Below are 24,915 nucleotides of genomic sequence, written 5' to 3'. Positions count from 1 at the left end.
GATAGATTATATGAACAAAACGGTATTGCTTGTTGAAGATGAAAGAAGATTACGTGAAATTGTTAGTGATTATTTTCGTAATGAAGGCTTTGAAGTAATCGAAGCAGAAGATGGAAAAAAAGCGCTAGAGTTATTTGCAGAGCATGAAATTGATTTAATTATGTTAGATATTATGTTACCGGAAATAGATGGATGGTCTGTTTGTAGAAGAATTAGAAAAGAATCAGCAGTACCAATTATTATGTTGACAGCACGTTCGGATGAGGATGATACATTGCTAGGTTTCGAATTAGGTGCAGACGAGTATGTAACGAAACCATTTAGCCCGAAAGTATTAGTAGCTCGTGCAAAGACGTTATTGAAACGTGCGGATGGTGCGGTAGGAGTAGCGGAAGAAAATGCTATGTCTTTAGCTGGAATAGAAGTGAATCGTCTATCTAGAACTGTTTTAGTAGATGGAGAAGAAATTATATTGACACATAAAGAATTTGAACTTCTTGTGTATTTAATGGAGAACAAAGGAATTGTGTTATCACGTCAACATTTATTAGACCAGTTATGGGGATATGACTATTACGGTGATGACCGAACGGTTGATACCCATATTAAAAAACTTCGAAATAAGCTAGGAGATAAAGCGAAGCATATCGGTACTGTTATTCGAGTTGGTTATAAATTTGAAGAATAATCTAGAACGATTTGTGTAATTTAGCCTAGGGAAATGGTAATTTTATACTCTCTTTTGAAGGTAAAATGTACAAAAAATACTTTTTTTGTCTACAATGTTAGATAAGTGTATTTTTTTAATTGGATTTCACGATGAGTTCACAAGAAGGACACAAAACGTGACTATACTGAAAATACGAATTCACCAGAGAGGGGAAATAAAACATGGGATATTACGACGGACCAAATTTAAATGAAGAGCATAGTGAAACGAGAGAAGTGAGAAAATCAGGTAGTAAAAAAGGCTATTTCTTCACAGGTTTAGTGGGAGCTGTAGTCGGAGCGGTTTCGATTAGTTTTGCAGCACCATATATGCCATGGGCTCAAAATAATGGAGCGCCAGTATCATCATTTAGTTCGGATTCAAAAGTAGAAGGTACTGTAGTTCCTGTTGTAAATAAAGCGAAAAATGAAACTGATTTACCTGGTATGATTGAAGGGGCGAAAGATGTTGTTGTAGGTGTTATTAATATGCAACAAAGTGTTGATCCATTTGCAATGCAACCGACAGGTCAAGAACAACAAGCCGGTTCAGGATCAGGTGTTATTTATAAAAAAGCAGGAAATAAAGCATATATTGTAACAAACAACCACGTAGTAGATGGAGCAAATAAACTTGCTGTGAAGCTGAGCGACGGAAAGCAAGTTGATGCGAAATTAGTTGGTAAGGACCCTTGGTTAGACTTAGCGGTTGTTGAAATTGATGGATCTAATGTAAATAAAGTTGCCACTTTAGGTGATTCAAGTAAACTTCGTGCGGGTGAAAAAGCCATTGCAATCGGTAATCCACTTGGATTTGATGGAAGTGTAACGGAAGGTATAATCAGTAGTAAAGAACGCGAAATTCCGGTTGATATTGATGGGGATAAACGACCAGATTGGCAAGCACAAGTTATTCAAACGGATGCAGCGATTAATCCAGGTAATAGTGGTGGTGCATTATTTAACCAAAATGGTGAAATAATTGGGATTAATTCAAGTAAAATTGCACAACAAGAAGTTGAAGGAATTGGATTTGCTATTCCAATTAACATCGCAAAACCAGTTATTGAATCTCTTGAAAAAGATGGAGTAGTAAAACGTCCAGCTCTTGGAGTAGGTGTTGTTTCACTAGAAGATGTGCAAGCTTATGCAGTCAATCAATTGAAAGTACCGAAAGAAGTAACAAACGGCGTTGTATTAGGTAAAATTTACCCAATATCACCAGCTGAAAAAGCTGGTTTAGAGCAATATGATATTGTAGTAGCATTAGATAATCAAAAAGTAGAGAATGCTCTTCAATTCCGTAAATATTTATATGAAAAGAAAAAAGTAGGCGAGAAAGTAGAAGTTACATTCTACCGTAACGGTCAAAAAATGACGAAATCGGCTACTTTAGCAGATAATTCAGCTACAAAGAATCAATAATCGAAATAAAAGAAAGTCTCTTTCATATTGAAAGAGACTTTCTTTATCGGCTATACTAAAGGAATAGGAGGGATTAATTATGACAATTGAAAACCCAACTCGTACGGAAATTGGTGAAGTGTTAAAGAAAAGCAAAACAATTGCGGTTGTTGGATTATCAGATAAGCCAGAACGTACATCGTATATGGTTTCAAAAGCAATGCAAGATGCTGGATACCGCATTATTCCAGTTAATCCAACAGTAGATGAGGTGCTCGGAGAAAAGGCAGTTTCTTCACTAAAGGATATTAAGGAACACGTTGACATTGTAAATGTATTTCGTCGCTCAGAGTTTTTAATGGATGTTGCAAAAGAATTTGTAGAGATTGATGCAGATGTTTTTTGGGCACAATTAGGAGTACAAGATGAGGATACATATAAACTTTTAAAAGAAAAAGACTATACTGTAATAATGGATCGTTGTATTAAAGTAGAACATGCGATGACAAAATAGTATAGATTTAAAGGTAGAAAGATTGATTCAGCCCTCATTATAGATAAGTAGGGCCGATGAACGAGGTGTTCATCATGAGATTTTTTAAAGGCTGTTTTGGGGGATTGTTATTTGTAATCCCATTTTGGATCTTGATCATTTGGATCATAATAAAGGTTTGGAATGTGTAATCTTGGAATACATATCCATTTCTCGTTGACAAACGATTATTTTTCTGAAATAGTAGCCTAGAGGAATCCTTGTGAGAAAACAAGGATTTTTCTATTGAAAATGGTATATAAAAGAGATAAGATAACTTGCCAAAACGATAGTCGAGGCGTTATTCTATAATAGAAACATATGTTCTGATTTTGGATTAGGAAAGGGGCAAGGAGTTTGGCGAAGCATCAGTTCCAATATAATGAAGATGCGATTCAAGTGTTAGAAGGACTTGAAGCCGTTCGAAAACGCCCGGGTATGTATATCGGGAGCACGGACAGCCGTGGATTGCATCATTTAGTATATGAAATAGTAGATAACTCCGTTGACGAAGCGTTAGCGGGATTTGGCGACGAAATTTCAGTCGTAATACATAAAGATAATAGTATTAGCGTTATAGATAAAGGGCGAGGAATGCCTACGGGAATGCATAAACTTGGGAAACCTACACCTGAAGTTATTTTAACTGTACTTCATGCCGGTGGTAAGTTTGGTCAAGGTGGTTACAAAACGAGTGGTGGTTTACACGGTGTTGGGGCATCGGTTGTAAACGCCTTATCAGAATGGTTAGTCGTAACGATTAAGCGTGACGGAAATATTTACGAACAACGCTTTGAAAATGGCGGTGTTCCTGTAACGACGCTTGAGAAAATCGGGAAGACGAAAGAGTCTGGTACTACGATGCATTTCAAACCAGATACAACGATTTTCAGCACAACAAATTATAATTATGAAACATTATGTGAGAGATTACGTGAATCTGCATTCTTATTAAAAGGAATGAAAATCTCGATAAAAGATGAACGAAATGATTTAGAGGATGTATTTCATTATGAAACGGGAATTGAAGCTTTTGTTTCCTATTTAAACGAAGAAAAAGATTCCATTCATCCAGTTGTATATTTCACTGGTGAACAAAATGGAATTGAAGCAGAACTAGCATTTCAATTTAACGATGGCTACTCAGAAAACATTTTATCGTTTGTAAATAACGTACGTACAAAAGATGGTGGAACACACGAAGCTGGATTTAAAACAGCGATGACGCGTGTGTTTAACGAGTATGCTCGTAAAGTAGCACTATTAAAAGAAAAAGATAAAAACTTAGAAGGCACAGATATTCGTGAAGGTGTAGCGGCTATCGTTTCGGTACGTGTACCAGAAGAAGTGCTTCAGTTTGAAGGGCAAACGAAGGGGAAACTAGGTACAAGTGAAGCGCGTTCTTCAATTGATGCCATTGTATCTGAGCATTTAGCATACTTTTTAGAAGAAAATCCTGATGTAGCTACACTTCTTGTGAGAAAAGCAATTAAAGCAGCTCAAGCACGTGAAGCAGCCCGTAAAGCAAGAGAAGAAGCGCGTAGTGGTAAGAAGAAGAAAAAATCAGAAGGTACGTTAAGCGGGAAATTAACACCTGCACAATCACGTAACCCGCAAAAAAATGAACTATACCTAGTAGAGGGTGACTCTGCCGGTGGTTCTGCAAAACAAGGACGAGACCGACGTTTCCAGGCCGTATTACCGTTACGTGGTAAAGTAATTAATACAGAAAAAGCAAAGCTTGCTGATATCTTTAAGAATGAAGAGATTAATACAATCATTTATGCGATTGGCGGCGGTGTAGGAAATGAATTTGATGTTGAAGATATTAACTACGATAAAGTTGTAATTATGACCGATGCCGATACGGATGGGGCTCATATTCAAGTATTGTTATTAACGTTCTTCTACAGATATATGAAGCCACTTATCGAAGCTGGTAAAGTATTTATCGCACTTCCTCCTTTATACAAAGTAAGTAAAGGAAAAGGTAAGAGTGAGGTAATTGAATACGCTTGGTCAGATGAGGAATTAGACGGTGTAACTAAAAAAGTTGGAAAAGGCTATATGTTACAACGTTATAAAGGACTTGGTGAAATGAATGCGGATCAATTATGGGAAACAACAATGAATCCTGAAACGCGTACATTAATTCGCGTGAAAATTGATGATGCAGCTAGGGCAGAGCGCCGCGTTACAACGTTAATGGGCGATAAAGTAGAACCGCGCCGTAAATGGATTGAACGTAATGTACAGTTTGGTATGCAAGAAGAAGGAAATATTTTAGAAAATGAAATGATTATGGAGACGGAGGTGGAATAACATGCAAGCAGAGAAGTTTCATGACCTCCCGCTTGAAGACGTGTTAGGTGATCGCTTTGCACGTTATAGTAAATATATTATTCAAGATCGTGCACTTCCAGATGCGCGTGACGGCTTAAAGCCAGTACAAAGACGTATTTTATATTCTATGTATGTAGAAGGTAATGTACATGATAAAGCGTTCCGTAAGTCAGCTAAAACAGTCGGTAACGTTATTGGTAATTATCATCCACATGGTGATTCCTCTGTATATGAGGCGATGGTACGTTTAAGCCAAACTTGGAAAGTACGTAATGTTTTAGTTGAAATGCATGGTAATAACGGTAGTGTTGACGGGGATCCAGCAGCAGCAATGCGTTATACGGAAGCTCGTTTATCACCAATTGCATCTGAGTTATTACGTGATCTTGATAAAGAAACAGTAGAATTCGTATCAAACTTTGATGATACGAGTGAAGAACCAGTTGTATTACCAGCAGCGTTCCCGAATTTATTAGTGAACGGATCTACAGGGATTTCCGCTGGTTATGCAACAGAAATTCCTCCGCATCATCTTGGAGAAGTTATTGATGCTACAATGATGCGTATTGATAAGCCAAATAGTACTGTTGATGATTTATTAACAGTTATGAAAGGACCAGATTTCCCAACAGGCGGTATTATTCAGGGGATTGATGGTATTAAAAAGGCGTATGAAACAGGTAAAGGTAAAATTATTATTCGCGGAAAAGCAGAAGTTGAAACAGTGCGTGGTGGGAAACAACAAATTGTAATCACTGAAATTCCTTACGAAGTGAATAAGGCAAACCTTGTAAAGAAAATGGATGAATTACGTCTAGATAAAAAGTTAGATGGTATTGCTGAAGTGCGTGATGAGACAGATCGTACTGGTTTACGAATTGTTGTTGAATTAAAGAAAGAAGCAAACGCCGAAGGTATTTTAAATTATTTATATAAAAATACAGATTTGCAAATTCCATATAACTTTAATATGGTAGCGATCAATAATCGTCGTCCAACACTTATGACATTACCGAAAATTTTAGATGCTTATATTGGACATCAAAAAGAGGTTATTACGAGACGTTCGCAATATGAATTAAGAAAAGCAGAAAATCGTCAACATATTGTAGAAGGTTTAAAGAAAGCATTATCGATTTTAGACCAAGTAATTGAGACAATTCGAGCTTCAAAAGATAAACGTAACGCGAAAGATAATTTAAGTGCAAAATTTGGCTTTACAGAAGCACAGGCAGAAGCAATTGTTTCCTTGCAATTATATCGCTTAACGAATACAGACATTACGGCGTTACAAGAAGAAGCAGATGAGCTTAATAAGAAAATTATTGAGCTACAGGCAATTTTACAAAGTGAAAAAAGATTGCTTCAAGTAATTAAAACTGATTTAAAGAGAGTTAAGAAAACGTATAGTGATGATCGACGCGCTATTATTGAAGATCAAATCGAGGAAATTAAAATCGATGTAGAAGTGATGATCCCACAAGAAGATGTCATCGTTACTGTAACGAAAGAAGGATATGTGAAACGTACTGGATGGCGCTCACATAATGCCTCAAACGGCAAAGACTTCGGTATGAAAGAGGGTGACATCTTACTTGAACGATTCGATACGAATACGACAGAGACAGTCCTCTTATTTACGAATAAAGGAAACTATATATATCTGCCAGTATACGAAATGCCAGATATTCGTTGGAAAGATTTAGGTCAGCACGTTGCTAATATCGTTTCACTCGACCGGGATGAAACAATCATTTGGGCAACGGTTGTACCGAACTTTGAGGAAGAAAAACGATTTATCGTATTTGTAACAAGAAATGGTATGATAAAGAAAACAGAATTAAATCAATATAAAGTTCAGCGTTATTCAAGAGCATTCGTTGCTGTAAACTTGAAAAAAGATGATGAAGTTGTCGATATATTTGCGACAGATGGAACGAGTGATATCGTTCTTGCTACACACGGTGCATATGCACTTATTTTCCATGAAGAGGAAGTAAGTCCAGTCGGTGTAAGAGCTGCTGGAGTGAAAGCAATTAATTTAAAAGAAGATGACTATGTCGCTTCTGGTAAACCGTTAAATGGTGACAAAGATCAACTTATTCTCGTAACACAGCGCGGTGCTGTAAAACGCCTAAAAGCATCAGAAATTGAGAAATCAACGAGGGCGAAGCGAGGTCTTGTTATTTTCAAAGAATTAAAACGTAATCCGTACCGCATTGTCGGTATTGAAATCGTTCGGGACGATGAATTAGTTTACATGAAGACAGAGAAAAACATTGTAGAAGAAATTGATCCGAAAGCGTATCGAAATAAAGACCGGTATAGTAATGGTAGCCTTGTGCTAGATGTTAATGATACTGGTGAAGTAGTAGAAACGTGGACGAAGAAAAGACCAGAATAAAGAGGGCATCTTGCTATGAATAGTAGCAAGATGCTTTTTTCTAGGCAATTTATTATGTAAATAATAATAATCTTGTTATAATAACTGAATGAAATCGTTCTCATAAAGTTCAACTAATCGGGCTTTAACAAGCAGTTGATTCCTCACCTAATTCCTTAGCTTTCACTGAATTTTGGGTTAGGAATCTTACTGCTCGTTAAAGCGGCACAAATGGAGGGGCAACATGAAAAAAATAGGTGTAGGGATTGTAGGATTTGGTTTTTCTAGTACGACATTTCATATCCCACTATTACAAACAATAGAAGAATATGATATTCGTGCTGTATTATCCTCAAAAGAAGAGGTAGTAAAAGACACATTACCAAACGCTAATGTTGTTAGTAAAATTGATGAATTGGTGAAGCGAGCTGATGTTGACTTAGTTGTTATTACATCACCTAATACAACTCATTTTCCATATGTAAAAGAAGCAATTTTAAAAGGTAAGCATGTTGTTGTAGAAAAACCATTTGTTGTCTCAATTGAAGAAGGGGAAGAGCTTATTTCATTAGCAGAGCAGCATAATGTAATGTTAAGCGTATATCATAATCGTCGTTTTGATAATGATTTCTTAACAATTAAGAAATTGTTAGGAGAAAACAGAGTAGGGAATGTATACGCATATGAATCGAATTTTGATCGTTTCCGTCCACATGTACGTGATCGATGGAGAGAAAAAAATCTACCAGGCTCCGGTATATTATACGATTTAGGATCGCATTTAATTGACCAAGCGTTATCAATATTCGGGAAACCAGATGCGATAAGTGCAGATGTAATAAAACAACGACCAGGTGCAGAGGTGGATGATTATTTCCACATAGTACTTCATTACGGAGTTAAACGTGTCATTTTACGTAGTAGCAGTTATGTGAAAAAAGCTGGACCACATTTTATAGTGCATGGAGAGAAAGGTTCTATCGTGAAGTACGGTATGGATTCGCAGGAAGAGCAATTAAAAAATGGAATGAAGCCAGGTGATAACGGTTATGGAGTAGACGATGAAGAGAATTTTGCTACTTTAGAAACAGAAGAAAGCTTAGAGCGTATTCCAACAGAAGTCGGTTGTTATGACAATTATTATAAAGGTGTACGAGATAGTATATTAAATGGTGAGGAACTACCTGTAACAGCAAAAGAAGGTTTAGATGTTATTAAAATGATTCAATTAGCGATTGAAAGTAGTGAAAAGGGTAGAGTCATTTCTATAAAATAAAAAGACACGAAATTCGTGTCTTTTTTATTAGGAATATGTGAATATGATTAATTAATTAGTTTAGTCGTTTATCATACATTAATTGGATTTGTATGCCATAAGGATCTTCAATAATACCATATGCTTCACTAAATATATTTTTTTCTAGCGGAGAGATTATTTTCACATGCTTATCGGAAATTAAATTATTATAAAACCGTTGTATTTCTTCTAAATTAGCGCTTTGAATGCAAAGTGACATGTTATTTCCAACGTTATAACGTTCATTATGCTTCATTGTATCTTCTGCTATCATTAGCTTTGTATTCCCAATTTGTAAAACAGAGTGAGCAATATGATCTTTATTTTCACTTGTAATTTTAAAAGAACTATCTCTTTTCGCCAGTTCTTCATACGTAACAATCATTAATTTTTTGGCTTCTAAATTACGTGTATAAAAGTTAATTGCCTCCTTTGCTTGCCCGTTCATTGAAAGAAAAATAGCTATCTCTAATGTCATAAATATATAACTCCTTTATTAGTTGATAATTATAATATAGATTAAAAAGGTTTCAATACATGATACCTTTTTGGGAGGGAAATATGAAAAAAACTGAACGAATAAATGACATGCTTATTTTCTTAAATAATAAAAGATATTTTAATTTAAAAGATTTAATGGCTAGATATGATATTTCTAAAAGTACTGCGTTGCGAGATATTCAATCATTGGAAGAAATAGGTGTACCCATATATTCTGAATTAGGTAGAAATGGAAGTTATAAAATTATAGAAAATAGTGTGTTATCGCCAATTTATTTTAGTGTGGATGAAATGTATGCGTTATACTTTTCAATTCTTACGCTAAATGGATACAAGACAAAACCATTTAATGTAGAAAGTATTGCGCTTGAAAATAAATTTAAACATGTATTACCTGATAATGTGAGTAAAAATATTTCAATTATGGAACGAACGCTTTCCTTTGAAGTAACAAATCATAGTAATTTTAGTCCGTTCTTAAAAGAAATTTTACAGGGAATTTTTGCTGAGCAAGTTTATCATTTAACATATTTAAAAAAAGGTGAGGAGAAAGCATTGGTTGCCCAATTTATTCGAATAGAATCTAAATTTGGCCAGTGGTATGCTAAAATCTTTAATTTTGAGACAAATCATGTTCAAATAATTAGATGTGATAAAATTCTTTCTATTGTGGAAACAAGCAATGTTCATCCAAAAAATCTTGAAGAATTATTAAGTTATCTTACTACCTTTCACAGAAAGTCTGATGCAATTGATTTTAGCGTCATTGTTAATCAAAAAGGAAAAGACATTTTTGATAAAGAGAATTACCCTTCCATGAGGTTGCAAAAGGAAAATGAAAATTACATTATAACAGGCTATTTTAACAAGCAAGAATCTGATTTTATTTCAAATTATTTTCTGAATTTCGGTGAAACGATTATTTCAATTCAGCCTGTTATGCTAAAAGAGTTAATCTATAATAAGGTGTTATCTATAAAGCAGCATTTAACTTCTTTAAGATAAAGTTAGTTTTAGCTATTTATTTGATATGAAAAAGCCCTTGAGATTTAAATATCCAAAGGGCTTTTTGGTGATTGTATTTGTTTTTTAGAAACAATTATTTTTCTGGGACGGACAGTCCATAAAAGAACATCGTAACGATATCTTTTATATGTTTTTCCCGATCTCCTTCAAGAAGTTGTGCTCCAAATTCATCACCTAATTTTGTAAACATTTGAATGTAAAGTAACATCATTTCTTTAGTAAGGTGTGGATTAATTTCGTTTTTGCGCTGAGCTTGTTCTAATATTTCTAAATACCAGGGTAGGATTTTTTCATTTTGATAACTATAAATAAACTTACGGAGTTCTTCGTCCCTTTGCATCATTTGTAGTAACATATCAGGTTGAAATAATCCGCCAGTATTCATTTTTCTTACAATCATTTTTTGCATCATATCATGAAAAGGTAATTTTTCTTCTGCAAGCTCTTTATAATATTGAAATTCAGATATGATAAATTCTTGTATAAGCTCCCTAAATAACGCATCTTTACTTCCGAAATGATTATAAATTGTAACTTGAGAAACGTTTGCTTCTTTTGCGATATGTTCTATTTTCACTTCATTAAATCCACGTTCTGAAAATAATACGAATGCTGCTTCTTTAATGGCACGCTTTTTCTTTTCTTTTACTCTTTCAAAGCCGTTCAATGCAATCACCTCACTTAAAATATACAAGAAAAAATAATGGAAAACAATAATTTTGAAATATGGACTAATAAATATTTCAAAAAGTTGTTGCGAATATGGAAGATGAGGAGTACAATAATTTTGAAATATCAAACATTAAATATTTCAAAAAATGAGGTGGAATTATGATTTCAGTTCAAGATGTCACAAAACAGTTTTCGAATGGAAAAGGTTTGTTTCATATTACATTTGATGTAAAAGAGGGAGAAGTATTTGGTTATTTAGGACCGAATGGTGCCGGAAAATCAACGACGATTCGTAATTTAATGGGATTTATAAAACCGACAGCTGGTAAAGCGACAATTTTTGGATTAGATTGTTGGAATGAAGCAGCGAAAATTCAAAGGGAAGTTGGTTACTTGCCAGGTGAAATTTCTTTTATTGAAGGAATGAATGGATTAGAGTTTTTAAAATTAATGCAGGGAATGCGTGGATTAAAGGATACGAAAAGACGAGATGAACTGATAGAGCGTCTGCAATTTGATGTGAAAACACCGATTCGCAAAATGTCTAAAGGAATGAAGCAAAAAGTAGGGATAGTCGCTGCATTTATGCACGATCCAGAGGTGTTAATTTTAGATGAACCAACATCTGGACTTGATCCACTTATGCAACAAGTGTTTATAGATTTAATATTAGAGGAAAAGCAAAGAGGAAAAACAATCCTAATGTCATCACATATTTTTACTGAAATTGAGAGAACTTGTGACAGAGTAGCTATTATTAAAGATGGTCGACTCGTAACGGTTGAAAATATTCACGATTTACAAAGTATGAGAAGACAGGTGATAGATGTAACAGTATCATCACAAGAAGAGATTGAGTCCCTTACAAAGTGTAATTTGCAATTTGAAGCGGTAAAAGGTAGAGAGGCATCTATCATTGTACAAGGAAACTATCAAACTGTTTTACAAACACTTTCAAACTATAATGTAACGGCACTTCAAACGAGAGCGATGGATTTAGAACATTTATTTATGCATTATTACGATAAGAAAGAAGGGGTAACGCATGAATAAGCAATTATTTTTAGCTAGTTTGAAAGAAACACAAAAAAGTATTTTGAGTTATGCGTCTGGTGCAGCTTTATATCTGTGGTTATTAATTTGGATATTCCCGTCAATGGTATCAGCGAAAGGGCTAAATGAATTAATAGCTGCCATGCCTGATAGTGTGAAAAAAATCGTTGGTATGGAAAGTCCGATTCAAAACGTAATGGATTTTCTAGCGGGCGAATACTATAGTCTATTGTTTATTATCATTTTAACAATTTTTTGCGTAACAGTTGCGACACATTTAATTGCTCGTCATGTAGATAAAGGAGCAATGGCATACTTGCTAGCAACACCTGTATCTAGAGTGCAAATTGCGATTACACAAGCTGCTGTTCTCATATTGGGACTTCTAATTATTGTATCTGTTACGTATGTAGCTGGGTTAGTAGGTGCAGAATGGTTTTTACAAGATAACAACTTAAATAAAGAATTATTTTTGAAGATAAATGTAGTCGGAGGGCTCATATTTTTAGTCGTTAGTGCGTATTCATTTTTCTTTTCTTGTATATGTAATGACGAAAGAAAAGCACTAAGTTATTCAGCGAGTTTAACTATCTTATTTTTCGTATTGGATATGGTGGGGAAGTTAAGTGATAAGTTAGAATGGATGAAAAACCTATCATTATTTACGCTGTTTCGTCCGAAAGAAATTGCTGAAGGATCATATAATATATGGCCGATAAGTATAGGTTTAACTACTGTAGCGCTTTGTATTTTTATCGTAGCGATTGTAGTATTTAGGAAGAGGGATTTACCGTTATAGAGTAGAAAGTCCACTGAGAAAGTGGGCTTTTTTTATTTGTAAATTTAAACTAGTATGTTTATCACATAACACTTATAAAGGATATTTATCTTTTTAATTACAGGAATATTCAAAAAAGTGAACCTTTTTCTAGGTTCATACGTCTAATACATGTAAAGTTAAATTGGAAGTGATGAAGTGAGGATGAAACAGGAGGAGCAATTGTGAAAGTAATCCCTTTATATAAAATGATTGTAAAAGAAGAAACGGATGTTTCTTTAGCGAAAAAAGGTGATCATGAAGCCTTTATAGCGCTTATACATACAGAAAAAGCGAAGATGTATCGAATAGCAAAGGCGATGTTACGTGATGAGACAAATATAGAGGATGCGATACAGACAACAATTTTAAAAGCCTATGAAAATATAAAAAAATTAAAAAAAGAAGAATTTTTTCAAACTTGGTTAATTCGAATACTAATAAATGAGTGTAACAATATTATTAGAGCGTATAAAAATGTAATTGTGACAGAAGAGAATGATTACAATATGAGTGTTTGTGATCAGTATGAAGATATAGATTTGTGTAATGCGATTCAATCGTTACATGAAGAATTAAGAGCTGTTACGGTGCTTTATTACTATGAAGACATGCATCAAGAGAGTATAGCAAAGCTGTTAGAAATACCGAAAGGAACAGTGAAATCAAGATTATCACGTGCGAGGGAACAACTACAAAAACGATTAAAGATGGAATAGGGGGTGTAAAGGATGGATAATGAAAAATTATTTGATGAGAAATTAAAAAAGAGAATAAAAGATGAAAATGTTATAGTACCTCCAGAGTTAAATGAAAAGATTAATAGCACGCTACATAATCTTAAGGTAAAAAAGAAGAGTTACAAAATTCATATGATGATAATTAGTGCAGCGGTTTGTATACTTTCAGTGGTATCTATGTCTGAGTTTTCTATACAAAGTTTTGCGCAAAATGGTGGAGTATTTGAATATGTAAAGAAAAAAGCGTTTTCTGATTATGAAAATGAAGAAGAAATAAAATCGAATGTACATTATCCAGATAAAGAAAAGATTCATCAAAAAATGCTAGATTCTATTGATTATTTTAAAAATATTTCAGGACAATTTGAGGAATATTCTAGCTCATCAAGAATTGCTACAACATATAAGTATGCGATTGATACGGAGAAACAAAGAGGTATCTCTTCGAAAGAAGATAAACTAGCCAAAAAACGAACAATTATATATAACGAGGGGAAGAAAAAAGAATTTGATGATGAGAAGTATACCTATAAAGAGAAAAAATGGAACCCGAAAGAAAGAAACAATGAACTATTAAAATTAAATCCTACGGAAAGGTTAGTGAGAAAATCAGATGAGAAAAAGAGATATGATGATGAATATGTAGGGCTAGCTAAATATAGTATTCAATCAGAATTCGCAGATTTATTAATTCGATATAAAGATTGGAATTATAAAGAAACGAAATATCTTGGATTAGATTGTTACAAAATTGAAGGAGTTATAAACATAGAGATGCCTGTTAGCACCTCTGAAGATTTAAGAGGGAAATTCGAAATGGTTGTGGAGAAAAATACAGGGATTATGTTGAAATTTCTTAGTTTTCAAGAAGGCTTGATTCAATATTCAGTTACGACTGAATGGATACAAATAGATAAGGGATTGAAAGAAAGTATGTTTCAAAAGGATAGTGCTAAATATGAAAAAATGAAAAACATATTGGATGAATAGAAACAGGAGGAGAGTAAATGGGTAATCATTCATCTTTAAGAGAAGAGAAAAATAAGCAAAAATATAAAAAGAAAACGATAATAAGTTTACTACTGGCGGTATTACTATTTGGTGGAATTGGCTATGGAGCCTATGTATATATGAAAACTTCTAGTCTTGTACAAAAATCTAATTTGAATTTAGCACGAGGTGAAAAATCCAATTTACGTGAGAAATCTGTAAAGCCAATTGCAAATCATGTTTCACTTTTAATTATGGGAATTGATGAAAATCAAGAACGACAAAAGGAATATAATGGTGCATTTCATACAGATGCATTATTGTTAGCGACTTTTAATAAAGACGATAAAACAGTGAAATTAACGAGCATACCGCGTGATACATATACATATGTTCCAGTTGAAAAGAAAAAAGATAAAATAACCCATGCATATGGAAGTGGTTTCGTTAAAAATGGTAAAGATGGAGGACCGCAAGCTTCTGTGGAAGCAGTAGAAAAATTGTTACAGGTGCCTGTTGATTATTTTGTGAAATTTAATTTTGGTTCCTTTACTAAAATTGTTGATGGGTTAGATGGTATTGAAGTGGATGTCCCAGTTGAATTTACGGAGCAAAATAGTAAAGATGAACCTGATGCGATTCATTTGAAAAAAGGATTACAAAAATTAAATGGGGAAGAAGCACTTGCACTAGCAAGAACGCGCCATATTGATAGTGATGCAATGAGAGGACAGCGCCAACAACTTGTTATTGAAGCGATTTTAAGTAAATTAAAAAGTGTAGGATCGATTACGAAGCTAGAAAAAATAGTTGAGGCGGTTGATGGTGATTTTAAAACAAATTTAGTAATGGATGATATTTTATCTTTTTATAAATACGGTTTAAACGGTTCAGTTGAAAAAATACAATTAGCTGGTGATGATTTATACTTAACTAATGGCCCAAACGGGCAACGTGTATATTATTATAATCCTAATAAAAAAGATCTACAGAGTTTGAGTAATACTCTTAGAACACATCTAGGATTAAGTGAAAAACAGATTGAGGAGAATTAAAGCAGATGTAATGTCTGCTTTTTTATTATGTTAAATAGTATGTCTTTTATTTATAAATATTATATACTATTTTCAAGTTTAAGATAATAGTGTAACATAAATTTATAGTTTAAGTTAAATAACAGGGGGGCTATTACATAGAATATATCATTAGCAATTATTGAAATAGTATGGGAGAAATGAAAATACAGGGGAGTATCAAAAATGAGAATTGTAAAGAATTTAACATTCCAAGTTATTGTGGCTATTATTTGTGGTATTGCAGTAGGGGCAATTTGGCCGAGTGTTGGACAACAAATGAAGCCAATTGGTGAAACATTCATCAATATGATTAAAATGGTTATTGCACCGATTATCTTTTTAACAATTGTGCTCGGTATTGCAAGTATGGGAAGTATGAAAAAGGTAGGCCGCGTTGGTGGGAAGGCACTATTATATTTTGAAATTGTTACAACAGCGGCTTTAATTATTGGTATCATCGTAGCGAATGTTGTACGTCCAGGAGATGGATTAGATCCCTCAAAACTAAAAGGCGGAGATGTTTCACAATATGTACAAAGTGGGCAAGAAATGAAATGGATGGATTTCTTTTTACATATCGTGCCGTCTAACATGTTTGAAGCATTTGCCAAAGGTGATATTTTACAAGTTCTGTTCTTCTCCATTTTATTCGGAGCAGGGTTAACGATGTTAGGAAAAAATGGACAACCGGTTATTGACTTTTTTGAAAGATTATCGAAAGTATTTTTTAACATTTTATCAATTGTAATGAAATTAGCACCAGTTGGAGCATTCGGTGGGATGGCATTTACAATTGGGAAGTATGGTTTAAGCACACTCATACCACTTGGTAAATTAATGATTTGTGTATATGCGACAATGGCATTATTTGTTTTTATTGTTTTAAATTTTATTTGTAAATTGTATAAATTTAGTTTGTGGAAATATTTAGCGTATATTAAAGAAGAATTACTTATTGTTCTCGGGACATCATCTTCAGAATCAGTACTGCCGCGGATGATGACAAAGATGGAAGACTTCGGGTGTTCGAAGCCGGTAGTAGGTTTAGTCATTCCAACAGGTTACTCTTTTAACTTAGATGGAACAACGATTTATTTATCAATGGCAACTATATTTTTAGCGCAAGTTTTTCACGTCGATCTTTCACTAGGTCAACAATTAACTATAATAGCTATTTTGTTAGTTACATCTAAAGGAGCAGCAGCAGTAACCGGCGGGGGATTCATTGTACTAGCATCTACCCTATCTGCAATGAATGTTATCCCATTAGAAGGTTTAGCGTTATTACTTGGTGTAGATCGTTTCATGTCAGAAGCACGTGCTATCGTTAATTTAATTGGTAACGGTATTGCAACTGTAGTTGTTGCGAAAAGTGAAAATGAATTTGATGATGAGAAGTATACGAGAGTAGTAGAGGAAATGAAAAGAGAGAAAATGGTCGGGTAAAAAGTCAGCTTTGCTGACTTTTTTATTTTTGTAGAAAAGATGTTTTTAGATATATGCATTATTTATTAGCAATAATTAACAAGTATTCAAGTGGTAAATGAGATGAAAGTGATTAAAACAACGAATGTGTATGAATGCGAAATAAGGTTTGAACAAAATATGGAATTTTTATGAATATTACTGTAAAAAAATAATTTTTTAAAAATTTTCAATAATAATACTTTACAAAAATTAAAAAATTAGTAGAATAAGAATTAGTAAGAATCGTCTGATAAATATATAGAGAAAAACAGAATTATCAGAAAATTCTTTAATAGCTATCGTTAAGAATTAGGGAGGGTACAAAATGAAAAAGAAACAAATGAAAAAACTAACAGCAGTTGTAGCACCGGTTTTAGCAATGAGCATGGCGTTAACAGCATGTTCTACATCAGGTGGAGATAAGAAGACAAGCACAAACTCAAGTGGAGATAGCAAGTCAGAGGGAAAATTAGCGGCAAAACAAGTGTTGAATCGAACAGTAAACCAAGAGATTCCAACGATGGATTCTTCTAAATCAACAGATACAGTATCTTCACAAATGCTAGGGAATACGATGGAAGGATTATATCGTCTTGATAAAGATAATAAGCCTATTCCAGCTGCAGCAGAATCTAGCACGAAAAGTGAAGATGGTAAAAAATATACATTTAAACTACGTAAAGATGCAAAATGGTCAAATGGAGATCCAGTAACGGCGAAAGATTTCGTATATGCTTGGCAACGTCTATTAGATCCAAAAACAGCTGCTGAGTATGCATTTATCGCATTCCCAATTAAAAATGCAGAAGTGGTTAATAAAGGTGAAAAACCTGTAGCTGAATTAGGAGTGAAAGCGGTAGATGATCTTACGCTTGAAGTTGAATTAGAGCAAGCGGTACCGTACTTCTTAAACTTAGTAGCATTCCCATCGTACTACCCATTAAATGAAAAATTCGTAAAAGAAAAAGGGGAGAAGTTCGGTATAGAGTCTGATACAACAGTTTATAATGGACCGTTCGTTCTTAAAGATTGGAAGCATGAACAAGGATGGCAATTAAAGAAAAATGATCAATATTGGGATAAAAAGACTGTAAAACTTGAAGAAGTTAACTTCAGTGTTGTTAAAGAACCAGCAACTCTTATCAATTTATATGATAGCGGTCAAGTTGACTTTGCTTTATTAACTGGAGAGTTCGTAGATAAATATAGAAGCAAGAAAGATGAATTTGGCACATATTCACAAGTGAGTACGTATTTCATTCGTATGAACCAAAAACGTGATGGACAAGACACGCCATTAAAGAGCAAAAAATTACGTGAAGCAATTGCGCTATCAATTGATAAAAAGAATTTAGCAAATGTAATTTTAAATGATGGATCAAAAGAAGCTGACTTCTTAGTACCAAAAGGATTAGCAACTGGACCGGACGGTAAAGATTTCCAAGAAACATTTAAAAACGGTTTGAAACCAAATCCTAAAAAAGCTGCTGCAGCTTGGGAAGAAGCGAAAAAAGAACTTGGAAAAGATCAAGTTACGATTGAATTCTTAAACTACGATACTGGTAATGCGAAAAAAGTTGGCGAATATATTAAAGATCAGATTGAGAAAAACTTAAAAGGTGTAACAGTTAATATTAAACTTCAACCATTTAAGCAAAAACTAAAATTAGAGACTGAACAACAATATGATATTTCGTATGGCGGATGGAATCCGGATTATGCAGATCCAATGACGTTCTTAGATATGTTTGAGACTGGACATTCTCATAACCAAATGAGCTTCTCTGACCCTAAATATGACGGCATGGTGAAAAAAGCTGGAACGGAATTAATGAGCGATGCGAAAAAACGTTGGGAAGAGTTAGGGAAAGCTGAAAAAACATTACTTGAAGAAGATGTAGCGATTGTACCTTTATATCAACGTGGAGATTCTTATGTTTTACAACCAAATGTAAAGGGAGTAGTAAAACATAATATCAGTCCAGAATTTAGCTTTAAATGGGCATATGTAACTGAAAAATAATAGAGTTAAAAAAGCATTTCAAAGTAGCTTGGCTACTTTGAAATGCTTTTTTTGTGAGCTTAAAATACTAATTTTTAGTATGGTTAAATAGAGGAGAATAAGGTGTATAGTATGTACATATAGTAGATGGGGGATAAATCCTACTAAAATAAAAAAGTCAGAATATTTAAAATTAAACTATTTACAAATGCGAAAAAAAGAGTAGAATAACATTAGTTGTAAATTTCAGAAAAATGAATCTTTAGTAAGGGGTCTCTCAAGGGTTGGTAATGTACATATAATTAGGGAGGGTACAAAAATGAAGAGAAAAAAGATGAAAAAGTTAACAGCAGTTGTAGTACCAGTTTTAGCGATGAGTGTTGCATTGACAGCATGTTCTGGGTCAGGTGGAGAAAAGAAAACGACTACTACATCAAATAGTGGGGAAGAAAAAAAATCTGATATTAAATATGCAGCGAAACAAGTATTAAATCGTACGGAAAACCAAGAAATTCCGACGATGGATACTTCTAAATCTACTGATACATTAGGTGCGCAAATTTTAGGGAACACGATGGAAGGCCTATATCGCCTTGATAAAGATAATAAGCCAATTCCTGCTGCGGCAGAGTCTAGTACGAAAAGTGAAGATGGTAAAAAGTATACGTTTAAACTGCGAAAAGATGCAAAATGGTCAAATGGTGATCCTGTAACAGCGAAAGATTTCGTTTTCGCATGGCAGCGCTTACTTGATAAGAATACTGCGGCAGAATATGCATTTATTGCTTACTATATTAAAAATGCGGAAGCGATTAATAAAGGAGAAAAACCTGTAACTGTATTAGGAGCGAAGGCGGTAGATGATTACACGCTGGAAGTAGAATTAGAAAAACCGGTACCGTATTTCTTAAATTTATTAGCATTCCCATCATACTATCCATTAAATGAAAAATTCGTAAAAGAAAAAGGTGATAAGTACGGTTTAGAAGCAGATACAACTGTGTATAACGGTCCATTCGTTATGTCTTCATGGAAACATGAACAAGGTTGGCAGCTGAAGAAAAATGATAAGTACTGGGATAAAAAGACTGTGAAATTAGAAGAAATTAACTATAGTGTAGTAAAAGAGGTTGCAACGAAAGTAAACTTATATGATACAGGATCAATTGATTTTACATTACTATCAGGAGAGTTTGTAGATAAATATAAATCGAACAAAGAAGAATATGGTGAGTATGCGGAATCAAGTACATTCTTCTTACGTTTAAATCAAAAACGTAACGGACAAGATACGCCTTTAAAGAGCAAAAAACTACGTGAAGCAATTGCATTATCAGTTGATAAAAAAGGATTGGCAAATGTAATTTTAAATAATGGATCAAAAGCAACAGATCAATTGGTTCCAAAAGGGCTTGCGACAGGGCCAGATGGTAAAGATTATCAAGATACATTTAAAAATGGTCTGAAATATAATCCGAAAAAAGGAGCAGCAGCGTGGGAAGAAGCGAAAAAAGAACTTGGAAAAGATCAAGTTACAATTGAATTGCTAAGCTATGATGATGGAACTGCGAAAAAGATTGCTGACTATGTAAAAGATCAAATTGAGAAAAATTTAAAAGGTGTAACGATTAATACAAAAATTCAGCCGTTCAAACAAAAATTAAAATTAGAAACTGCGCAAGATTATGAAATTTCTTATGCAGGTTGGAGTCCAGACTATGCGGATCCAATGACATTTATTGATATGTTTGAATCGAAGAGCCCGTACAACCAAATGAGTTATTCAAATCCAAAATACGATGAAATGGTAGGAAAAGCAGGTAATGAATTAATGAGTGATGCGAAAAAACGTTGGGAAACGTTAGGGAAAGCTGAAAAGTTATTCCTTGAAGAAGATGCAGGGTTAGTTCCTTTATATCAAACAGGAAGATCGTACGTAATGAAACCGAATGTAAAAGGAATTGTGAAACATAACATCAGTCCAGAATATAGCTTTAAGTGGGCGTATGTAACTGAGGATGGCGGAAAAAAATAAAGTGAAAGCATTTCAAAAGTGGCTGAGCTGCTTTTGAAATGCTTTTTAGTATGCATAAGGGAATAAGTCTCGTTAGCCTATTGAGAATCGGGTAGGTAATTAGGAAGGTTCTATCGGAGGAAAATAGAGAGGTCAGTAAGTAGTAAGACAGATGAATGATAGTAAGAGACCTCATGCTAATAAGAAAAATATAGAACGTAGTAATAGATTGGAATAAGGGGAGGGATGTTTACATATAGTAGACGGGGGATAATTCATATAGTAGTTAAAACAACAAGTTACTATAATAAAAAAATAAATATTTAGAAAATTTACAAAAATACTTTACAAAATCTAAAAAAATAGTAGAATATTAATTAATAAGAATTTTCTGATAACGAAAGTTAGTAGAGAATTTCTAAATGTTAATATCGTACATATAATTGGGGAGGGTACAAAAAAATGAAGAGAAAAAAGATGAAAAAATTGACAGCGGTCGTAGCACCAGTTTTAGTAATGAGTATGGCATTAACAGCTTGCTCTGGATCAGGAGATAAAGAGAAGGCAAGCACAACACCGAAAAGTGGTGAAAAAGAAGGTGGAAAATTAGCAGCTAAGCAAGTATTGAATTTAACAGAAGCCCAAGAAATTCCATCTATGGATTCTTCGAAAGCGACAGACCAAGTATCGTTTCTTGCTTTAAATAACGTAATGGAAGGTTTATATCGACTTGATAAAGATAATAAGGCAGCTCCAGGGGTTGCTGAATCATATAAAAAGAGTGATGATGGTAAAAAGTATACATTTACATTAAATAAAAATGCAAAATGGTCAAATGGAGACCCTGTAACAGCGAAGGATTTCGTGTTTGCTTGGAAACGTGCGGTAGATAAAAATACAGCAGCGGAATATGCATACATTATGTTTGATTTAAAGAACGCAAAAGCAATTAATGATGGGAAAGCACCACTTGATACGTTAGGTGTAAAAGCTGTAGATGACTACACATTAGAGGTAGAATTAGAAAATCCAGTTCCTTACTTTGTAGAATTAACTTCATTCGGAACATTCTATCCGTTAAATGAAAAATTCGTAAAAGAAAAAGGTGAAAAATTTGGTTTAGAAGCAGATACAACGTTATACAACGGACCATTTACATTAACAGACTGGAAACATGAAGAAGGATGGAAATTAAAGAAAAATGCACAATATTGGGATAATAAAACAGTTAAGTTAGATGAAATCAACTTTAACGTAGTAAAAGATAGCGGTACACGTGTAAACTTATATGAAAGTGGACAAATCGATCGTGCGGGACTTACATCTGAAATGGTTGACAAATATAAATCAAATCCAGACTTCTATACACAAAAAACACCATCAACGTTCTTCTTACGTTTAAACCAAAAACGTGGTGGGCAAGATACAGTATTAAAAAACAAAGATTTACGTTTAGCGATTGCAAAGGCATATGATAAAAAAGGCTTAACGAACGTTATTTTAAATGACGGATCTACACCGGCAGATTACTTAGTACCAAAAGAATTTGCGAAGAGTCCAGATGGAAAAGACTTCCGTAAAGATAACGGAGATATTTTAAAAACAGATGTGAAAAAAGCAAAAGAGCATTGGGAAAAAGCGAAAAAAGAACTTGGAAAAGAGCAAGTAACGATTGAGCTATTAAACTACGATAGCGATAATGCGAAAAAAGTAGGGGAGTTCTTAAAAGGAGAACTTGAGAAAAACTTACCAGGGTTAACAGTGAACTTGAAAAATCAACCGTTTAAACAAAAGTTAAAATTAGAATCAGATTTAGATTATGATTTATCTTACGCTGGTTGGGGCCCTGATTACTTAGATCCAATGACATTCATTGATATGTTCGTTACAAATGGTCCTCATAACCAAACTGGATATTCAAATCCAAAATATGATGAAATTGTAGAAAAAGGTAAAGGCGAGCTATTAACGAAAACGAAAGAACGTTGGGATAGCTTACTAAAAGCTGAGAAAATGTTACTTGATGATGCTGTAATTGCACCATTATATCAACGTGGTGATGCTATCGTTCAAAGACAGAAAGTAAAAGGTATTGTTCACCATCCAGTTGGTGGAGACTACAGCTATAAATGGGCATATATTACAGAGGATAAGTAAGATGAGGGGCGTACAATACGCCCTTTTTTCTATGCACTTTTCTTCCTTGCTCGAATATATAAAATAAAAAAGGGAGAATCCCATGAAGCGAAACACATACATCGATTTCCTAGCTTATTACGGAATAGGAAGCGCTCATCCTGGTGGCTTTACGTTAACAAAACAATTGTTAGCACAACTGCCTTTTAAATATGGAGCGAATGTCCTTGAGATAGGTTGCGGTACGGGGAAAACAGCGGCATATATGACAAGGGAATTTGGTTATAAAGTAACAACGGTTGAAAAGAATGAAATTATGATTCAAAAGGCAAAAGATAGATGGTTGTTTGAAGGGTTAGATATACAATTAATTGAAGGAAATGTGGAGCATTTACCGTGTTTGAATAACTCATTTGAGTTCGTACTTGGAGAATCAATCATCGCTTTTACAGACAAAGAAAGGGTTATCTCGGAATGTTATCGTGTATTACAGCAGGACGGTAAGCTTGTTGTCATTGAAATGATTATTGATAGGCACATTGATAAGGGTGAGGAAGAAAAAATCGCCCAATTATATGGTATGAAAGAATTATTAACTGAGAATGAGTGGGTACAATTATTTCAGAAAGCAAATTTTAAAAGAATTACAATTGCTGGCGGTGGCACGATTGCAGAAACGATCTCTGGCTATGTAGAAGAGCCAGAATGGAATGTATCCTCACATATTCCGAATGAGTTATATGAGGCGTGGGTACAGCATGAAAATATACGGCTTATGTACCAACACATTTTAGGGCATCGTATTTTTATATGTGAAAAATAAAGAAAAAGAGTTGGCTAAAGGTAGCCAACTCTTTACTATGTTAAATGAAAAATAATGCAGCTAATGTAATTCCGAAGATGAAACCAAATCCGAGTTCAACACCCCAGCCACAACCGCCGCCTCCCCAGCCACCGCAACCACAACTACTACAACCACGACCACCACATCCGCAGCTGCTGAATCCACCACCGCATCCGAATCCACAACTATCACACCTGCTAAGGCCTCCACAAAGGTCACAACCACCGTTTGCATAAGCGTCATAGTAGCCGAATCCTGAATCAAAAGATGAGCGCTGTTGCACCGGTTCAATCCATACAGAGCTTTGTGTCACATCGATTATTTTCCCTAAATGTATACGGCCATCACGGTCTTCAATCCGAACAACTTTTCCGAAGTAACGTCGGCATGTATCATAACATTTTTGTCTATGCATGTTCTTTCCTCCTTCCGCATTACAGTAATACGATATGTAAGGGGGACAAGTGCGGCTTGTACGAATGCCCTATCTATCATAATTGTTATAGGAAAGGGGAAATATAAGAAGAGGATATATAAGGAGGAAAAGGCATGAAATCTACAGATCAGTTTCAGACATACGAAGTACCGTGGGAAGAATTTATTGAAGCGTTGCGAGAGGAAATGAAGAAGCAAGTAGGGGCAGATATTATTGATACAGTAGTTTGCAATTTAGAAGATGGTTTTGAAGTGTATACATATGTGCAGGGGGATTTAGATTTTGAATATAAGGAAGCGCTTGAGAGAAAATACGGAAGTGATGCGAAGACACCTAATGTGTTAACGATAATGTTATTAGCTAGTATTTATAATACAAGTGAAGAGAATATACGCTTGCATGCGGATCATAAAGAGAATCCGATTGTTGAAGTGTATGTAAAGCAAGGAAACACGCTGTGAAAGGCGTGTTTTT

21 protein-coding genes are annotated in these 24,915 nt (G+C 34.3%); 18 read left to right on the top strand and 3 right to left on the bottom strand.

What is annotated here, in order from left to right; all coding sequences use genetic code 11:
* The first annotated feature begins 10 nt into the window (after positions 1 to 10).
* The 6 genes from ACTFR3_RS05440 (at position 11) to ACTFR3_RS05415 (ending at position 8,646) form a co-directional block, all read left to right on the top strand.
* Positions 11 to 688, top strand: coding sequence for a response regulator transcription factor (locus ACTFR3_RS05440; protein WP_001044679.1), 678 nt, complete (start codon positions 11 to 13; stop codon positions 686 to 688).
* Positions 689 to 891: 203 nt separating this feature from the next.
* Positions 892 to 2,133, top strand: a complete 1,242-nt coding sequence (locus ACTFR3_RS05435) for a S1C family serine protease (protein WP_000542646.1) — start codon at positions 892 to 894, stop codon at positions 2,131 to 2,133.
* A 79-nt stretch (positions 2,134 to 2,212) separates the two neighbouring features.
* Positions 2,213 to 2,626, top strand: coding sequence for a CoA-binding protein (locus tag ACTFR3_RS05430; protein ID WP_000151390.1), 414 nt, complete (start codon positions 2,213 to 2,215; stop codon positions 2,624 to 2,626).
* A 375-nt stretch (positions 2,627 to 3,001) separates the two neighbouring features.
* The gene (parE, locus tag ACTFR3_RS05425) at positions 3,002 to 4,966 is read left to right on the top strand and encodes a DNA topoisomerase IV subunit B (protein WP_001062202.1); all 1,965 of its coding nucleotides are present in this window, start codon (positions 3,002 to 3,004) and stop codon (positions 4,964 to 4,966) included.
* Position 4,967: 1 nt separating this feature from the next.
* On the top strand, positions 4,968 to 7,391 hold the full coding sequence (gene parC, locus ACTFR3_RS05420) for a DNA topoisomerase IV subunit A (protein WP_001147464.1): 2,424 nt from the start codon (positions 4,968 to 4,970) through the stop codon (positions 7,389 to 7,391).
* Between the two features lie 223 nt (positions 7,392 to 7,614).
* Positions 7,615 to 8,646 (top strand): oxidoreductase, encoded by a 1,032-nt coding sequence (locus tag ACTFR3_RS05415; protein ID WP_440044234.1) that lies wholly within the window; start codon positions 7,615 to 7,617, stop codon positions 8,644 to 8,646.
* 55 nt (positions 8,647 to 8,701) lie between these two features.
* On the opposite strand, the gene ACTFR3_RS05410 is transcribed toward ACTFR3_RS05415, so the two are convergent.
* Positions 8,702 to 9,145 (bottom strand): VOC family protein, encoded by a 444-nt coding sequence (locus tag ACTFR3_RS05410; protein ID WP_000171342.1) that lies wholly within the window; start codon positions 9,143 to 9,145, stop codon positions 8,702 to 8,704.
* A 59-nt stretch (positions 9,146 to 9,204) separates the two neighbouring features.
* Here ACTFR3_RS05410 and ACTFR3_RS05405 point away from each other — a divergent pair, with 59 nt between their 5' ends.
* Positions 9,205 to 10,173: a helix-turn-helix transcriptional regulator gene (locus ACTFR3_RS05405; protein ID WP_002041615.1), complete on the top strand. Its 969-nt coding sequence runs from the start codon at positions 9,205 to 9,207 to the stop codon at positions 10,171 to 10,173.
* 94 nt (positions 10,174 to 10,267) lie between these two features.
* Here the strand turns inward: ACTFR3_RS05405 and ACTFR3_RS05400 are convergent, their stop codons facing one another.
* A complete protein-coding gene (locus tag ACTFR3_RS05400) occupies positions 10,268 to 10,870 on the bottom strand; it encodes a TetR/AcrR family transcriptional regulator (protein ID WP_002041614.1) in 603 nt (200 codons plus the stop codon).
* A 155-nt stretch (positions 10,871 to 11,025) separates the two neighbouring features.
* Between ACTFR3_RS05400 and ACTFR3_RS05395 the strand changes: the two genes are divergently transcribed.
* The 10 genes from ACTFR3_RS05395 (at position 11,026) to ACTFR3_RS05350 (ending at position 23,984) form a co-directional block, all read left to right on the top strand.
* The gene (locus ACTFR3_RS05395) at positions 11,026 to 11,919 is read left to right on the top strand and encodes an ABC transporter ATP-binding protein (protein WP_000626569.1); all 894 of its coding nucleotides are present in this window, start codon (positions 11,026 to 11,028) and stop codon (positions 11,917 to 11,919) included.
* Entirely contained in the window at positions 11,912 to 12,718 is an 807-nt protein-coding gene (locus ACTFR3_RS05390) for an ABC transporter permease subunit (protein WP_001041430.1), read from the top strand. The genes ACTFR3_RS05395 and ACTFR3_RS05390 overlap by 8 nt, the downstream gene beginning before the upstream one ends.
* A 203-nt stretch (positions 12,719 to 12,921) precedes the next feature.
* Positions 12,922 to 13,455, top strand: coding sequence for a sigma-70 family RNA polymerase sigma factor (locus ACTFR3_RS05385; protein ID WP_259591637.1), 534 nt, complete (start codon positions 12,922 to 12,924; stop codon positions 13,453 to 13,455).
* 12 nt (positions 13,456 to 13,467) lie between these two features.
* Positions 13,468 to 14,466, top strand: coding sequence for an anti-sigma factor (locus ACTFR3_RS05380; RefSeq protein WP_404507733.1), 999 nt, complete (start codon positions 13,468 to 13,470; stop codon positions 14,464 to 14,466).
* Positions 14,467 to 14,483: 17 nt separating this feature from the next.
* Positions 14,484 to 15,521, top strand: coding sequence for an LCP family protein (locus ACTFR3_RS05375; protein ID WP_440044233.1), 1,038 nt, complete (start codon positions 14,484 to 14,486; stop codon positions 15,519 to 15,521).
* A gap of 204 nt (positions 15,522 to 15,725) precedes the next feature.
* Positions 15,726 to 16,988, top strand: a complete 1,263-nt coding sequence (locus ACTFR3_RS05370) for a dicarboxylate/amino acid:cation symporter (RefSeq protein WP_001223629.1) — start codon at positions 15,726 to 15,728, stop codon at positions 16,986 to 16,988.
* A 346-nt stretch (positions 16,989 to 17,334) separates the two neighbouring features.
* A complete protein-coding gene (locus ACTFR3_RS05365; RefSeq protein ID WP_000730151.1) occupies positions 17,335 to 19,032 on the top strand; it encodes a peptide ABC transporter substrate-binding protein in 1,698 nt (565 codons plus the stop codon).
* Between the two features lie 298 nt (positions 19,033 to 19,330).
* Positions 19,331 to 21,046: a peptide ABC transporter substrate-binding protein gene (locus ACTFR3_RS05360; RefSeq protein ID WP_440044232.1), complete on the top strand. Its 1,716-nt coding sequence runs from the start codon at positions 19,331 to 19,333 to the stop codon at positions 21,044 to 21,046.
* Positions 21,047 to 21,487: 441 nt separating this feature from the next.
* A complete protein-coding gene (locus tag ACTFR3_RS05355) occupies positions 21,488 to 23,182 on the top strand; it encodes a peptide ABC transporter substrate-binding protein (protein WP_000823438.1) in 1,695 nt (564 codons plus the stop codon).
* A gap of 82 nt (positions 23,183 to 23,264) precedes the next feature.
* Positions 23,265 to 23,984 carry a class I SAM-dependent methyltransferase gene (locus ACTFR3_RS05350; RefSeq protein WP_000828249.1) on the top strand — a complete coding sequence of 240 codons (720 nt, stop codon included), beginning with the start codon at positions 23,265 to 23,267 and terminating at the stop codon, positions 23,982 to 23,984.
* Positions 23,985 to 24,024: 40 nt separating this feature from the next.
* On the opposite strand, the gene ACTFR3_RS05345 is transcribed toward ACTFR3_RS05350, so the two are convergent.
* Positions 24,025 to 24,420 carry a hypothetical protein gene (locus tag ACTFR3_RS05345; protein ID WP_000555000.1) on the bottom strand — a complete coding sequence of 132 codons (396 nt, stop codon included), beginning with the start codon at positions 24,418 to 24,420 and terminating at the stop codon, positions 24,025 to 24,027.
* Between the two features lie 134 nt (positions 24,421 to 24,554).
* On the opposite strand from ACTFR3_RS05345, the gene ACTFR3_RS05340 reads away from it, so the two are divergent.
* Entirely contained in the window at positions 24,555 to 24,902 is a 348-nt protein-coding gene (locus ACTFR3_RS05340; RefSeq protein WP_000842902.1) for a hypothetical protein, read from the top strand.
* Positions 24,903 to 24,915 lie beyond the last annotated feature (13 nt).

This window comes from Bacillus cereus group sp. MYBK14-1 (assembly GCF_051916885.1).
In the GTDB taxonomy this organism is placed as follows: Bacteria; Bacillota; Bacilli; order Bacillales; family Bacillaceae_G; genus Bacillus_A; species Bacillus_A cereus.
Note: the sequence above shows the minus strand (reverse complement) of the source record. Positions and strands in the feature narration are given on the sequence as shown.

Bases quoted from the DNA above. Each gene is read 5' to 3' on its own strand.
- ACTFR3_RS05440 (WP_001044679.1), top strand. From the start codon at position 11: ATGAACAAAACGGTATTGCTTGTTGAAGATGAAAGAAGATTACGTGAA.
- ACTFR3_RS05435 (WP_000542646.1), top strand. From the start codon at position 892: ATGGGATATTACGACGGACCAAATTTAAATGAAGAGCATAGTGAAACG.
- ACTFR3_RS05430 (WP_000151390.1), top strand. From the start codon at position 2,213: ATGACAATTGAAAACCCAACTCGTACGGAAATTGGTGAAGTGTTAAAG.
- parC (WP_001147464.1), top strand. From the start codon at position 4,968: ATGCAAGCAGAGAAGTTTCATGACCTCCCGCTTGAAGACGTGTTAGGT.
- ACTFR3_RS05415 (WP_440044234.1), top strand. From the start codon at position 7,615: ATGAAAAAAATAGGTGTAGGGATTGTAGGATTTGGTTTTTCTAGTACG.
- ACTFR3_RS05410 (WP_000171342.1), bottom strand. From the start codon at position 9,145: ATGACATTAGAGATAGCTATTTTTCTTTCAATGAACGGGCAAGCAAAG.
- ACTFR3_RS05405 (WP_002041615.1), top strand. From the start codon at position 9,205: ATGATACCTTTTTGGGAGGGAAATATGAAAAAAACTGAACGAATAAAT.
- ACTFR3_RS05395 (WP_000626569.1), top strand. From the start codon at position 11,026: ATGATTTCAGTTCAAGATGTCACAAAACAGTTTTCGAATGGAAAAGGT.
- ACTFR3_RS05390 (WP_001041430.1), top strand. From the start codon at position 11,912: ATGAATAAGCAATTATTTTTAGCTAGTTTGAAAGAAACACAAAAAAGT.
- ACTFR3_RS05380 (WP_404507733.1), top strand. From the start codon at position 13,468: ATGGATAATGAAAAATTATTTGATGAGAAATTAAAAAAGAGAATAAAA.
- ACTFR3_RS05375 (WP_440044233.1), top strand. From the start codon at position 14,484: ATGGGTAATCATTCATCTTTAAGAGAAGAGAAAAATAAGCAAAAATAT.
- ACTFR3_RS05370 (WP_001223629.1), top strand. From the start codon at position 15,726: ATGAGAATTGTAAAGAATTTAACATTCCAAGTTATTGTGGCTATTATT.
- ACTFR3_RS05365 (WP_000730151.1), top strand. From the start codon at position 17,335: ATGAAAAAGAAACAAATGAAAAAACTAACAGCAGTTGTAGCACCGGTT.
- ACTFR3_RS05360 (WP_440044232.1), top strand. From the start codon at position 19,331: ATGAAGAGAAAAAAGATGAAAAAGTTAACAGCAGTTGTAGTACCAGTT.
- ACTFR3_RS05355 (WP_000823438.1), top strand. From the start codon at position 21,488: ATGAAGAGAAAAAAGATGAAAAAATTGACAGCGGTCGTAGCACCAGTT.
- ACTFR3_RS05350 (WP_000828249.1), top strand. From the start codon at position 23,265: ATGAAGCGAAACACATACATCGATTTCCTAGCTTATTACGGAATAGGA.
- ACTFR3_RS05345 (WP_000555000.1), bottom strand. From the start codon at position 24,420: ATGCATAGACAAAAATGTTATGATACATGCCGACGTTACTTCGGAAAA.
- ACTFR3_RS05340 (WP_000842902.1), top strand. From the start codon at position 24,555: ATGAAATCTACAGATCAGTTTCAGACATACGAAGTACCGTGGGAAGAA.